This window comes from Serratia sp. Je.1.23.a, assembly GCF_051129805.1.
GTDB lineage: Bacteria > Pseudomonadota > Gammaproteobacteria > Enterobacterales > Enterobacteriaceae > Serratia > Serratia liquefaciens.
Genome location: NZ_JBCPSR010000008.1, coordinates 73767 through 86491, shown reverse-complemented (window position 1 = coordinate 86491; position 12725 = coordinate 73767). Strand labels below are relative to the sequence as shown.

General features: G+C 55.9%; 13 protein-coding genes. 9 read left to right on the top strand and 4 right to left on the bottom strand.

What is annotated here, in order from left to right; translation table 11 throughout:
- Positions 1–16: 16 nt before the first annotated feature.
- From hslR to AAZT04_RS22545, 3 genes are all read right to left on the bottom strand, one after another.
- Complete coding sequence (gene hslR, locus AAZT04_RS22555) at positions 17–424, bottom strand: ribosome-associated heat shock protein Hsp15 (protein ID WP_020837348.1); 408 nt, start codon at positions 422–424, stop codon at positions 17–19.
- Positions 421–1101 carry a GMP/IMP nucleotidase gene (yrfG, locus tag AAZT04_RS22550; protein WP_046372475.1) on the bottom strand — a complete coding sequence of 227 codons (681 nt, stop codon included), beginning with the start codon at positions 1099–1101 and terminating at the stop codon, positions 421–423. The genes hslR and yrfG overlap by 4 nt, the downstream gene beginning before the upstream one ends.
- Before the next feature lie 96 nt (positions 1102–1197).
- A complete protein-coding gene (locus AAZT04_RS22545; protein WP_434681848.1) occupies positions 1198–3330 on the bottom strand; it encodes an intracellular growth attenuator family protein in 2133 nt (710 codons plus the stop codon).
- Between the two features lie 467 nt (positions 3331–3797).
- On the opposite strand from AAZT04_RS22545, the gene nudE reads away from it, so the two are divergent.
- Positions 3798–4352, top strand: a complete 555-nt coding sequence (gene nudE / locus AAZT04_RS22540) for an ADP compounds hydrolase NudE (RefSeq protein WP_006319109.1) — start codon at positions 3798–3800, stop codon at positions 4350–4352.
- A gap of 50 nt (positions 4353–4402) precedes the next feature.
- Here nudE and mrcA read toward each other — a convergent pair whose 3' ends face one another.
- Positions 4403–6961, bottom strand: coding sequence for a peptidoglycan glycosyltransferase/peptidoglycan DD-transpeptidase MrcA (mrcA, locus tag AAZT04_RS22535; RefSeq protein WP_041415065.1), 2559 nt, complete (start codon positions 6959–6961; stop codon positions 4403–4405).
- Between the two features lie 122 nt (positions 6962–7083).
- Here mrcA and pilM point away from each other — a divergent pair, with 122 nt between their 5' ends.
- The 8 genes from pilM to aroB all read left to right on the top strand — a co-directional run bounded on the left by pilM (position 7084) and on the right by aroB (position 12627).
- Complete coding sequence (gene pilM, locus AAZT04_RS22530) at positions 7084–7926, top strand: type IV pilus biogenesis protein PilM (protein WP_434681844.1); 843 nt, start codon at positions 7084–7086, stop codon at positions 7924–7926.
- A gap of 3 nt (positions 7927–7929) precedes the next feature.
- Positions 7930–8466: a PilN domain-containing protein gene (locus tag AAZT04_RS22525; RefSeq protein ID WP_434681841.1), complete on the top strand. Its 537-nt coding sequence runs from the start codon at positions 7930–7932 to the stop codon at positions 8464–8466.
- Complete coding sequence (locus AAZT04_RS22520; protein WP_041415063.1) at positions 8459–8977, top strand: hypothetical protein; 519 nt, start codon at positions 8459–8461, stop codon at positions 8975–8977. Before AAZT04_RS22525 ends, AAZT04_RS22520 begins: the two co-directional genes overlap by 8 nt.
- Positions 8970–9326 carry a HofP DNA utilization family protein gene (locus AAZT04_RS22515; RefSeq protein WP_046372480.1) on the top strand — a complete coding sequence of 119 codons (357 nt, stop codon included), beginning with the start codon at positions 8970–8972 and terminating at the stop codon, positions 9324–9326. Before AAZT04_RS22520 ends, AAZT04_RS22515 begins: the two co-directional genes overlap by 8 nt.
- Complete coding sequence (gene hofQ, locus AAZT04_RS22510) at positions 9323–10564, top strand: DNA uptake porin HofQ (RefSeq protein ID WP_065424719.1); 1242 nt, start codon at positions 9323–9325, stop codon at positions 10562–10564. Before AAZT04_RS22515 ends, hofQ begins: the two co-directional genes overlap by 4 nt.
- A 6-nt stretch (positions 10565–10570) precedes the next feature.
- Positions 10571–10801, top strand: a complete 231-nt coding sequence (locus AAZT04_RS22505; protein WP_020837331.1) for a hypothetical protein — start codon at positions 10571–10573, stop codon at positions 10799–10801.
- Positions 10802–10914: 113 nt separating this feature from the next.
- Positions 10915–11436, top strand: a complete 522-nt coding sequence (gene aroK / locus AAZT04_RS22500) for a shikimate kinase AroK (RefSeq protein ID WP_004391482.1) — start codon at positions 10915–10917, stop codon at positions 11434–11436.
- 93 nt (positions 11437–11529) lie between these two features.
- Positions 11530–12627, top strand: coding sequence for a 3-dehydroquinate synthase (gene aroB / locus AAZT04_RS22495; protein WP_020837329.1), 1098 nt, complete (start codon positions 11530–11532; stop codon positions 12625–12627).
- Positions 12628–12725 lie beyond the last annotated feature (98 nt).

Genomic DNA, 12725 nt, shown 5'->3' with positions numbered 1-12725 from the left:
TCATTACGGCGAGGGGTTATTCCTGCTCACCAAATTTAAATTTAATCAGGTCGCGCCGCTCTTTCTTGTCCGGACGGCGGTCCGGATGCGGCATGGTCAGCGCATTCATCTTGCGTGCGAGCGCCACTTTCTCTCGATTGGCGATGCTGGCTTCGGTTTCCTGATACATCTGCTGCGCCTCGTCGGCGCCGCGCCGTTGGCTGGCCAGAGCCAGAACGATCACCGTGCGTTCATCGTTACCCTGACGCAGCTTGATCTCGGCATTGAGCTCGACATTCTTGCTCGGCTTACCGCGCTGTCCGTTATAGTGCACCTTGCCGCCGTCGATCATGTCCCGCGCCAACGCGCGGGTTTTGTAGAAACGAGCCGCCCAAAGCCATTTATCCAGCCGGACCGCGTCGTCCCGTGTTTCCTTATCTTTCATTGCTCCCCCTTGGCTAACGCCGGTATCAACAGGCGGTAGTCGCGCATTGCCGGGTAGTGTCGAAAGGTTTTCTCCGCCATGCTGGAGTCCGGATTCTGCACGCCCAGGCAATAGCGAATACCGAAGGTGCGGGCAGCATCCAGAATAGGTTCACCGTCGTCGACGAACAGGGTGCGTTGCGGATCAAATCCGGTGTGTTGCTGCACGGCCTGCCACAAACGCTGATCTTCTTTCGGATAACCAAATGTGTGGGTAGAAAGTAATAAATCAAGGTGGCGATCCAAACCGGTATGCTCAATTTTTACCGCCAGGCTGTGCGGATGGGCGTTGGTCAACAGGATAGTCCGGTGACCTGCGGCTCGCAATGCCTGCAAAAAGGGCTCGGTATCCTCACGCAGGCGGGCTCGGCTGCCAACCTCAGTGGTCATGCGGTAAATATCAAGATCCAGCCGTTCGCTCCAGTAGTCGAAGCAGTACCAGTTCATGGTGTGCTGCACCGCCAAATATTCCTGGTGAATGATTTTACGCGCTTCGTCGAAGGGAATAGCACGCTGCTCGCTCAGGGCTTGTGGCACCAGGCTGAGCCAAAAGTGGCTGTCGAACTCCAGATCAAGCAGGGTGCCGTCCATATCCAGCAGCACGGTATCAATTTCACGCCAGTCAAACTCGGGAACCATGAAAACTCCATAGGCGAACCGTCGGGGGTCCGCAGGATAAGGGGAATAGCGTTAGCGTAGCATAAGCGGATGACAGGAAGCAGGCCTGCGAACGACTCAGGGCATTGGCCGTAATGACATCGGGGAGAGCTGCGGGTTAAAGCAGCTTTCGTAATAGCGCTGGATATCGGCGGTTCGGTGCTGGTTGATGCGGCGGCGCTGCACCAGTCGCCAGGTGTTGTAACCCAGAACGACGGCGACCGTCAGCAGCAGCAGGCTGGTACCGAGATAGCGCCACAGGGTGATGATATCTGGCTCGCTGTGCAGCGCAATATGGCGTGTACCGTTGGCGTCGACACTGATACTGGTGATCACGCCCTGAGCTTCAAACGGCGTATGCAGCAGCATGCTGGCCAGACGTTGCAGTTCATTCCATTGATCGAGCGCGTTGTACTCGTTTAAGGGGACCGCAGGCTGTGGGTGATTGACCAGCTGTTTGCCTTCATCGCTGCTGATCAGGAATCCGCCAGGTGGAGGGCTGTTGAGCGCGGCGGCGGCCTGCCGGGTTTCGCTGTAGACAAACGACGATGCGGCAACCTTGGTCAGGCTTTCCAGCGATTCGGCACTCACCGGGCGCAGCAACACGTTGACCCCCTGCAAAGCGCCCGACTTGGCGCGTTTCACCAGGGTTGCCCAGTTTTTGACGTTACCTAGGTTCACTAGGGCGTTTTTCAGCCGAACGCAGTCGTTGTCCGCCTGGCAAAGATCCTGCGTTTTTAGCACGATATCGGAAAAATCATCCAATAGGATCATGCCGGATTTTTCAATCGCGCTGGCCAGCTGCGGGTTGAGTTTCTGATCGGTACCATCGGGATGCAACTGAGTATTGACCGTCGCCAGCAACGCTGAAGCTTTGTCGATGACGTCTGATTCCGGCTGCGGCAGGGGGGCTGCGTTGTTCCAGTAAATGCCTGAGCAGTCGAAAGGCATAAAGTTGGAGGTGTGCGAACCGCTGACCGGTGGCGGCACATAACACATACCGTTGCCTTGAGCTTTCAGGGTATCGCCGATGCGCAAGGTGGCGCCTTCGAGAGCCTGAACGTTGGTCACTTCGATTTTTTGCGCGCCCTGCAGCCAGGCCATGCTCAGCTTAAGCGGCAGACTTAGCGGAATATAGGTCAGCAGCAGCACCAGCACCAAAAACGAACTGGCCATCAGCACCGCGTTTCTGCCCCACTGCTGCAACGGGAAGTTTTTCACCTCATCATGCAGAGAAAGGAAGCGTCCCTGGCGTAACACCTGGCGGTTAAGGTAGATATCCACGTCGGTGGTCTTGCCCAGATCCTGGGTGATATAAGGCTGCCAGTGCGGCGGATAAATCAGATCGATGATGCCGAGAGAGATATTGCTGATCTGCCCCTGATTAGATTCGCCAAACAGCCCCCAACGCTTGGGGGTGCCACGCAGGCAGTGCACTTCTTTCAGTTCGCGTGATGTCGGCCGACGGAACAGATTCCAGCAACCCCAGGCGATCATCAGCACGGCGACCACTATCATCCAGGGAATGACCACCACCGGGCTTATCAGGCTGAAGAATAGCAGCAGCAGGGCAGCCGAGATAACGGCGGCTTCCTTGATGCCGTTCGGGCGAGTTAGCGCATGTTCTTCCGGCGTTTCCTTGCGGATATTCACCAGCTCGACATGCTCGCTCTCTTCCTTGCGAATGGAGGCATTTTGGCTCGGGGCTGCTTTCACCACCGGCGGTTGCGGTCGATCGTGAATATGGTCTTTCAGCGAATGCCCGTTGAGGGAGATGACCAGTGGTAACGTCTGGGTTCTGATCACTTCCACATGGTTATCGGCGCTGATGTACTGTTCCCAGAACGGCGGCAGATGCACCTCTTCGGCGTCCAGATAATAGCGCCACTTGTTGGGTTCATCGCTGGCCAGCCCGTAGCGGGTAATGGCGTGGGTAATGGGGTAGACGTTATCGCTTTGCGGGGTCAGCGCCAGCTTGGCGGAAGGCAATGAGCCGTTACCGGGCAACAGTTTGTTGCTCAGCTTATTTTGCTGGCCGAGATAATGCTCGACGGCGGCGCGCTCTTCGCCGGTCAGTTTACGGTGTGTGGGTTTGATAAAGGGCAACGCGCGCGTGAGCAGCGGCTGATTGCGGGCTTTAAACCAGAGATACAGGCTGGCGGCAATCAGGCAGGCAAGCACTAAGGCCAATATCAACACTATTGTGCTCATGCTATCCCCATCTTGGACCCGTGAACCTCACCAACCTGATGAATCGTGGCGCATTATACGCAGTCAAATCACCAAGAGACACCCTGAACAGTGGCGGGAGGAAAGATTCTCCGCCGGGATCTCATTTATTGATAATGACTGCCCGTTTTATCGCCATGTCTTACCTGCGTGATGATAGCAATCGGGCTCTTCTATCGGTATCGGCATTATCTTATTTTAATGCACTCTTTTTTACCCGAGAAAGACAGAAAATCGGCAGGTGCTGGCTACAGTTGTTAAAAAAAAGTAAATTACTGCTTGTGCTCGTTGCGGCAAAGGTTCTCATTAACGCACAATGTGATCAAGATCGGTTTTGGTCAGCGTTTGAACGCAAGTGAACTGCGCGTCACGCCAATCATTATTCTGGTTATCTGCGTCATCACGCCTGATGTTGTGGCCTGCCGCCGGATAACTCATTTGAGGCAATCATGGATAAACACCTGCAAAAACCTAAAATTCTGAAAGTTGAAACGGTCGCACGTTCGCGTTTATTTAACGTTGAGTCCGTCGATCTGGAGTTCAGTAACGGTGTACGGCGGGTGTATGAGCGGATGCGGCCCTCGGACCGTGAGGCCGTGATGATTGTGCCGGTGATTGGCGATGACTTGCTGCTGATCCGTGAATATGCGGTGGGTACCGAATCTTATGAGCTGGGGTTCCCCAAGGGGTTGATCGATCCAGGTGAGGGTGTGTTGGAGGCGGCCAACCGTGAACTGATGGAAGAGGTGGGGTTTGGCGCCAAACGTTTTGATTTCCTCAGCAAGCTGACGATGGCCCCTTCGTACTTTTCCAGCAAAATGAATATCGTGCTGGCGCACGATCTCTACCCGCAGAGTCTGGAAGGGGATGAGCCGGAGCCCTTGCCGCAGGTACGCTGGCCGATTGCCGATATGATGGCGTTGCTGGCCGAACCGGATTTCCGTGAGGCGCGCAACGTCAGTGCGCTGTTCCTGACTGAGGCATTTTTACGCGGTTCACGTTAATCGTTGATTGCTAGATAAAAAAAGGGCCAGATTTCTCTGGCCCTTTTTTGTTAGAACAGCTCGTGGCTCTCGCCGCCGGGATCCGTCAACGTCGTGCCGGTATCTCGCGATGGGTAGTCCGTTGGCTGAGTCCCTTCGATGAAGTACTCGGAGCGACTGCCGCCGCCGCCGCCAGAAAGCTTGCCGCTGCTCTTGTCGATGGTGACGCTGATGATGCCGGGTGGTGGAGTGACCTTCTGCTCCGGAATGCCTTCCAGCGCGGTTTTCATAAAGTCGTCCCATGCCGGCTGTGCACTCTTCGCACCGCCTTCGCCGCCGGAAACCTGATCCGGTATCGCGCCTGAAGCCGTAGCACGGCCAAGGTCACGGCGATGGTCATCAAAGCCAATCCATACCGAGGTCACGGTATCCGGGCCATAGCCGGAGAACCAGGCATCTTTCGAGCTGTTGGTGGTCCCGGTTTTGCCGCCGATATCACGACGCTTCAGGTCACGGCCAGCACGCCATGCGGTGCCCATCCAGCCCGGTTCGCCGAAAATGTTACTGTTCAGCGCGTCATGCATCAGGAACGCCAGCGGGGTGCTGATCACGTGTGGCGCATACTGCTGATCGCCATCCTGGAGCACCTGAGCCGGAGTCACCTGCTCCAGTTGCGGCATCGGCACGCTGCCATTCTTGCCTTCCTGCGACGTAGCGACATTTTCAATATTGTCTTCAGAAAGTACGGCGGAACGGTGGGTATCACCGTAGATCACCGGCAGGTTACAGCTGCTGCAGACAATCTTCGGCTTGGTTTCGAACACCGTGTTGCCGCTATCATCTTCAATCTTGGTGATAAAGTACGGATCCACCAGGTAACCGCCGTTGGCCAGAACCGCATAGCCGCGCACCAGTTGCATAGGGGTGAACGATGCGGAGCCTAACGCCAGCGATTCGGTGTGCACGATGTTCTGTGCCGGGAAGCCGAAACGCTGCAGATATTCTGCCGCATAGTCGACGCCCATCGCACGCATTGCACGCACCATCACTACGTTCTTCGACTGTCCCAGACCCTGACGCAGACGAATTGGCCCATCGTAGGTTGGCGGTGAGTTTTTCGGTCGCCAGTCGGTACCGGCGCCCGGATCCCAACGGGTGATCGGCAGGTCATTCAGGATGGTTGCCAGGGTCAGGCCCTTGTCCATCGCGGCGGTGTACAGGAAAGGTTTGATATTGGAACCGACCTGACGCAGCGCCTGGGTAACGCGGTTGAACTTGCTCTGGTTGAAGTCGAACCCGCCGACCAGCGCCTTCACGGCCCCGTCATTCGGGTTGATCGACACCAGGGCCGAGTTGACGTCCGGCACCTGTGACAGCCACCAATTTTCGCCCACCTTACGTACCCAGACTTGCTGACCGGCCTGCACTACGTCGGTGACGCGTTTCGGCGTTGGGCCCTGCTGAGTATCTGATTTGTAAGGACGCGCCCAACGCATGGTCGCCATCGGTAGCGCAATGTGGCTGCCGTCAGCCATCATCGCCGTCGCTTCTTCGGCGTTGGCCGAGACAATCACCGCCGGAGACAGCGGGCCGTAGTTCGGCAGATTCTTCAGCGAATCGACGATCTGTTTTTGATCCCACGCCGCTTCACCGACTTTCCACAGCACGTTGGACGGGCCGCGGTAACCGTGGCGCATATCGTAGGCCAGCACGTTGTTACGTACCGACTCCTGCGCCGCCAGCTGCAGCTTTTTGGTGATGGTGGTGTAGACCTTGTAACCGTCGGTATAGGCGTTGTCGCCATAACGCTTGATCATTTCCTGACGCACCATCTCGGAGAGATACGGGGCGGAGAAGCTGATTTCCGGTGCATGGTAGTTGGCCACCAGTTCTTCGCTACGGGCCTGATCGTACTGCGCCTGAGTGATGTAATGCTCATCCATCATGCGCGACAGCACCACGTTGCGGCGCGCGACGGCGCGATCGTGGGAGTAAAGCGGGTTGAAGGTAGACGGTGCTTTCGGCAAGCCGGCGATGGTCGCCATTTCGCTTAAGGTGAGCTGGCTAACGTCTTTACCGAAGTAAACCTGAGCCGCGGCACCCACGCCATAGGCGCGATACCCCAGATAGATTTTGTTCAGGTACAGCTCGAGAATTTCGTCTTTGCTCAGCATCTGTTCGATGCGAATCGCCAGGAAAGCTTCCTTGATTTTGCGCATCAGGGTGCGTTCCGGGCTTAAGAAGAAGTTTCTCGCCAACTGCTGGGTAATGGTACTCGCCCCCTGCGACGCATGGCCGGAGACCAGCGCAATAGAGGCGGCACGGAAGATACCGACCGGGTCGACGCCATGATGCTCATAGAAGCGGCTGTCTTCGGTAGCGATAAACGCATGCACCATAACCGGTGGAATTTGGTTCAACTTCAGCGGAATACGGCGTTTTTCACCGTATTGGGCGATCAGTTCGCCGTCGGCGCTGTAAACCTGCATCGGTATTTGCAGCCGCACATCTTTCAGCGTCGCAACGTCAGGCAACTGTGGCTCGACATATTTGTACAAGCCAAAGATCGAGGCTGCCCCCAATACGATGCAACACACTGCAAGGATTAGTAAATACTTTACGAACTTCACCTGAGATTTCCCATTTTCATGTCATTTGGGCAGTTTATAAACAACCGCGCGGTAGTATAAAGGCAAGCCTGCAACATGGATATGTTCTTTTATCATCTGACGATATGGAGATCGGGCGAAATATGTTCACTCAAGCATGGCAGGTGGGGCTGGATATACAAAGTGACTGCATTCGCGCCCTGGCGGTACAGCGCCGCCGCAACGGTTGGCAACTGCGTCACTGGTGGCAACACAGTCTGCCGCAACCGGTGTTACGACAAGGTAGTCTCGAACACCCTGAGCTGCTGATTCAGGCGCTGCGACAATGGCGAATTCAGTTACCAAGACATATTTCCTTACGCATTGCTTTGCCCGCTCAACGGGTTTTACAGCAGCAGATGCCGCTGCCGGACGCGAGGCTGAAAGAGCCGGCTCGCGGTGAATACATCACCAACCAGGGATTAAAACAGTTCCCGCTGGATAGCCAGTCGCTGGCTCTGGATTACCGTCCATCACCGGCAGACGCTGCCACTTTGCTGCTTACCGCTGCGCGGCAGCAAGAGGTGGAACAGTGGCTGCATTGCTTGCACCAGGCCAATTTGCAGCCGCAGGTAGTCGATATTACCCCTTGCGCGCTTCGCACGATGGCGACAGCGGCAGGCGTGTCGACCGAAACCGGTTTGCTGCATCGCCTCGAGCTGGAGTGGTTATGGGTTGCATCACCTTCTACGTCCTTTGCCTATGGGGTTGTCCCAATGGTGGAGGCCACAGAGGCGGGTCAGGCGCTGGCGGCAATGCATGCCGCCTGCCAGCCACTTGCTACGCAGCAAATTTACTATAGCAGCGTGCTGGATGAGCTGCCTCCGCCAGGATGTTTGTCCTGGTCTCCATTTAGCGCTTTTAGTCAACTGCGTCCACCGCAGCCCCTTATACCGGCGGCATTTGTATTAGCCGGGGGTTTGGCGCTGCGCACAGAGGACAACTAGCTGATGTATCAGGTTAATCTTTTGCCCTGGCGCACTCGAGCTCAGCGTCGGCGCGCCACTTTCTGGTTGCGCCTGTTGGTGTTGCAACTGGCGCTGGCTGCGGCGGTGCTGACGGGGGTTTTGGGATTGTTAAACCGTCAGCAGGATCAAGAGTATCTGGCACTTTTGACGCTGGTCGGGCAGCAGACGGAATTGACGGAACGTTTTCAGCAACGGCAACGGGCAATGGCTCGCCTGGCAAGCTTAACCGCGCAGGTGGAGCAACAGGGCATGAATGGGGTGCACAACCGACGTTACCTTCAATTGCTGCAACAGCTGTCGCCCCTGTTGCCCGCAGCGTTGTGGCTTATCGCATTGGATACTAATCCACAAAATATCCGTCTGCGGGGCCTGAGCCTCCGTTATGAGGCGGTGACTCAGTTTGAACAACGGCTAGTTGCGTTGCCGTTGTTGCAGCACGGCCGCCTGACTGAGGTGGTGCAGCGTCAGGATGGTTTGTTTTCATTTACCCTGACGGCACAGTGGGGGCGGGATGAATAAGCCTCTACCGCGCTGGCTAACGAGATGCTTGAACCTGCCGGGGTGGAAGCTGTTGCTGATGCAGTGGCTGGCGTTGAGCGGCCCAATCCTGCTGTTCGGCCTTCTGCTGCTACAGGGCAAATGGCAGCAACTGGGGCAGACCCAGGTGGAGCGGCAACGCCTAACGCAACAAATGTCTCCGCTGTGGGCACAATTGGCCCGGATGCCGACAATGGAGGCTCTCAATCAACAACTGCAACAGATTAAGCCCTCACCGGTGGCTAATGAAGCGTTGCTGGACGTATTGCAGCAAGTGGGGGCCGGGCTGCAACGCTGGCAGCAGCAGGAAAAAGCCTCGCGGCAAGCCCTACGGCTGCATCTTGAGTACGGCAGCTTATTAAGGCTGCTGGAAAAATTGCCCACCAAGCTACGCATCGAACAGATGACTGTTGAAACGCAGACGGAGGGGGTGTCGGTGCATTTCACTTTCCAGGATGTGGCTGAGGCTGTGCGGGTTGCCCCCTATGAATAAAAACCTTGGGTTCTGGCTGTTGTTGCTACCGATGGCGCTGCTGGCGCAGCCACGGGATCCTTTTCGACCGCTGCCTTCCCCCGACTGTCCTGCCGCGGCAGAGTCGCCGGTGAATTGGCGATTAAAAGGCACCCTCGGACACGAGAAGCTGCGTTTTGCCTGGATAGTTACGCCGGGCGGAAAGTGGTTGCGAGTCAAACCCAGCCAAACGCTACTGGCTGGGCGTTGGCAGGTTGAGCAGATACTGGAGCGGCAAGTGACGTTAAGCGCGGTTCAGAGTAATCCGGCCTGTTCGGTTGCCGAGGATAGGGTGGTGTTGGCGTTGGGAAAGCATAAGGAAGAAAAATGAAAGGATGTCGTTGGCTTGCAGTTTTGCTGTGGGGGAGTGCGTTCGCAAGCATAGCACAGGAGCCTGACCCCATTTCTCTGGAGTTTCAGGATGCGCCTGTGGCTGTGGTATTGCAGGCGCTGGCGGATCATCAGCAGCTTAATGTCGTCACCGCCGCAGGCGTGGGGGGAAACCTGACGCTGCGGTTGGATAAGGTACCCTGGCGGCAGGCCCTGGCCGTGATTTTACGCATGGGGAAACTGACTATGACGCTGGAGGGCAACGTGATGATGGTGTTTCCCGAACCAAGCGAACAGGAAAAGCAACGACAACAGCTGGCTTTAGCGCAAAAACAGCCATTACACAGCGTGACCCTGCCGCTGAATCATGCCGACGCGACGGAGATTGCTGAAAATCTGAATGCTCAGGACGGTACCTTGTTGAGTGAGCGGGGCAGCCTGGTGGCGGACAAACGCACCAATGCCGTGCTGCTCCGCGATACCGCACCGATAGTGGCGTTATTGACGCAGCGGATCGCGGAGATGGATGTGCCATTGGCGCAGGTGCAGTTAGCGGCGCATATCGTCACTATTAACAGCGAAAGCTTGCGGGAGCTTGGTGTGCGTTGGGGGCTGGCGCCGGACGAGCGGCCAGCAAAGTCGTGGCAATTGGATGGCTTCAACGTGGCGTTGCCGTTGGAGCGTAGCGCCGTCAGCGCCGGTTTTCATCTGGCACGAATCGGTGGCCGTTTGCTCGATCTGGAACTGATGGCGCTGGAACAGGAGAACCGGGTGGAAATTATCGCCAGCCCGCGCCTGCTGACCGCTAATCTGCAGACTGCCAGCATCAAGCAAGGGACGGAAATTCCCTATGAGGTGAACAGCGGTGCCAGCGGGGCGACATCGATAGAATTTAAAGAGGCGGTGCTGGGCATGGAGGTGACGCCAAAAATTTTGCCGAATGGCCGTATTACCCTGACGTTGCAAATCAGTCAGAACATGCCGGGGCGCTCCATCAGCCGCGCGACAGGCGAGACGCTGGCGATAGATAAGCAGGAGATCAAAACCCAGGTGACGGTGAAAGATGGCGAAACCATTGTTTTGGGCGGCGTATTTCAGCGCCATAGCGCCCAGGGGGCAGATAAGGTGCCCGGTATTGGCGATGTGCCACTGCTGGGATCTTTGTTCAAACAGAGCAGCAAGCAGCATAAACGGCGTGAGCTGGTGATATTCATTACTCCGACATTGATTAAGGCCTGAGCGGCAATGTGTCAGGTTCGTGGAAAATCACCTAAAGTTGATGAGCAGATGCACTTTTTTATCGCCTTGGGGGCATCTGCGTTTGACGCTGCGACCGATTTAGCTTACAAGGGTTACCGAATTGAGCACCGAGGTTTTTTTGTTAGCGCCAAGACGCCGTTAAAAACGTATGGTTTCCCTCCTGCGGCGTGGATTGCGATTTATTCGGTTGCCAAACTACCAAGAGTGTTGAGATAATTTTCCGTCTGATCTCGCACTATCGTTCATGAGGTTTCAGTTTAGGTCCCGCCGCTGATTTGATTGGCGGGGCGGGTTAACATTAACGAATTGTCTTAGTAATACCGAAAAACATGGCAGAGAAACGCAATATCTTTCTGGTTGGGCCTATGGGTGCCGGCAAAAGCACTATTGGCCGTCAGTTAGCTCAGCAACTCAATATGGAGTTTTTCGACTCCGATCAAGAAATTGAGCGACGTACCGGAGCTGACGTGGGCTGGGTATTCGACGTGGAAGGTGAAGAAGGTTTCCGCGATCGTGAAGAAAAAGTCATTAATGAACTGACGGAAAAGCAAGGCATCGTGCTGGCTACCGGCGGCGGTTCGGTTAAATCGCGTGAAACGCGTAACCGTCTGTCGGCGCGTGGCGTAGTGGTGTACCTGGAAACCACTATCGAGAAGCAATTGGCCCGAACCCAGCGCGACAAAAAGCGTCCGCTGCTGCAGGTTGATTCTCCTCCGCGTGAAGTGCTTGAAGCGCTGGCGAAAGAGCGCAATCCGTTATACGAAGAAATTGCAGATGTCACCATCCGCACCGACGATCAAAGCGCCAAAGTGGTTGCCAACCAGATTATCAACATGCTGGAAAGCAACTGATTGCGGTTTCCGTGTTCGCCACGGCAAATGCGGAAAGACTGATTGTGTTCCCCGCAGTAGCGGGGATAAACCACACTGAGAACTGAGCGCGACATGGAGAGAATTACCGTAACGCTTGGGGAGCGCAGCTACCCGATTACCATAGCCGCCGGATTGTTCAACGATCCGGCTTCTTTTATGCCGCTGAAGGCGGGTGAGCAGGTTATGCTGGTCACCAACCAAACCCTGGCGCCACTCTATCTGGACCACGTCCGGAAGGTGCTGGAACAGGCTGGCGTCATGGTGGATCAGGTGATTTTACCTGATGGCGAACAGTACAAATCTCTTGCCGTGCTCGAGCAGGTGTTCTCGGCGCTGTTGGAAAAACCGCACGGTCGCGATACCACGCTGATTGCCCTTGGCGGCGGCGTGGTAGGCGATCTAACCGGTTTTGCCGCCGCGTGTTATCAGCGCGGAGTCCGCTTTATTCAGGTCCCTACCACTCTGCTGTCGCAGGTGGACTCTTCCGTTGGCGGTAAAACCGCCGTCAATCATCCGCTCGGTAAAAACATGATCGGTGCCTTCTATCAACCCGCTTCAGTCGTGGTTGATCTGGATTGCCTGAAAACCTTGCCGGCGCGTGAGCTCTCCTCTGGTTTGGCTGAAGTGATCAAGTACGGGATTATTCTCGATCGCGATTTCTTTGTCTGGCTGGAAAACAATATTGATGCTCTGGTGGCGTTGGACATGCAGGCTTTGGCCTATTGCATCCGCCGTTGCTGTGAACTTAAGGCTGAGGTCGTTGCCGCTGACGAACGCGAAAGCGGTCTGCGTGCGCTGCTGAATTTGGGCCATACTTACGGCCATGCTATCGAAGCCGAAATGGGCTATGGTGTATGGTTGCACGGTGAGGCCGTCGCTGCCGGCATGGTGATGGCGGCAGAAACCGCGCACCGTCTCGGTCAGTTCTCCGCCGAAGATATTGAACGTATCAAAGCACTGTTATTACGCGCTGGCTTGCCGGTGTGTGGTCCGCAGGAAATGGCACCGGAATCTTATTTGCCACATATGATGCGCGATAAGAAAGTACTGGCCGGTGAACTGCGTCTGGTACTGCCGACGGCCATTGGCCAGGCGGAGGTCCGCGGCGGAGTTGGGCATGAAATGGTGCTTGCTTCCATCGCAGCTTGCCTTCCTGCAGGGAATGCCTAAGTAAATCGGACGAAGTAACAGTGGCTTAGCCGCCGTTTACATCTATATTAATTATGTGCAAAGCAGGCATGGCGTCGCTTTGACATCATCGGGTTAAT

Coding starts and splice junctions, on each gene's coding strand:
- nudE (WP_006319109.1), top strand. CDS start 3,798: ATGGATAAACACCTGCAAAAACCTAAAATTCTGAAAGTTGAAACGGTC.
- yrfG (WP_046372475.1), bottom strand. CDS start 1,101: ATGGTTCCCGAGTTTGACTGGCGTGAAATTGATACCGTGCTGCTGGAT.
- hslR (WP_020837348.1), bottom strand. CDS start 424: ATGAAAGATAAGGAAACACGGGACGACGCGGTCCGGCTGGATAAATGG.
- pilM (WP_434681844.1), top strand. CDS start 7,084: ATGTTCACTCAAGCATGGCAGGTGGGGCTGGATATACAAAGTGACTGC.
- aroB (WP_020837329.1), top strand. CDS start 11,530: ATGGAGAGAATTACCGTAACGCTTGGGGAGCGCAGCTACCCGATTACC.
- AAZT04_RS22505 (WP_020837331.1), top strand. CDS start 10,571: ATGTGTCAGGTTCGTGGAAAATCACCTAAAGTTGATGAGCAGATGCAC.
- AAZT04_RS22525 (WP_434681841.1), top strand. CDS start 7,930: ATGTATCAGGTTAATCTTTTGCCCTGGCGCACTCGAGCTCAGCGTCGG.
- AAZT04_RS22520 (WP_041415063.1), top strand. CDS start 8,459: ATGAATAAGCCTCTACCGCGCTGGCTAACGAGATGCTTGAACCTGCCG.
- AAZT04_RS22545 (WP_434681848.1), bottom strand. CDS start 3,330: ATGAGCACAATAGTGTTGATATTGGCCTTAGTGCTTGCCTGCCTGATT.
- aroK (WP_004391482.1), top strand. CDS start 10,915: ATGGCAGAGAAACGCAATATCTTTCTGGTTGGGCCTATGGGTGCCGGC.
- hofQ (WP_065424719.1), top strand. CDS start 9,323: ATGAAAGGATGTCGTTGGCTTGCAGTTTTGCTGTGGGGGAGTGCGTTC.
- AAZT04_RS22515 (WP_046372480.1), top strand. CDS start 8,970: ATGAATAAAAACCTTGGGTTCTGGCTGTTGTTGCTACCGATGGCGCTG.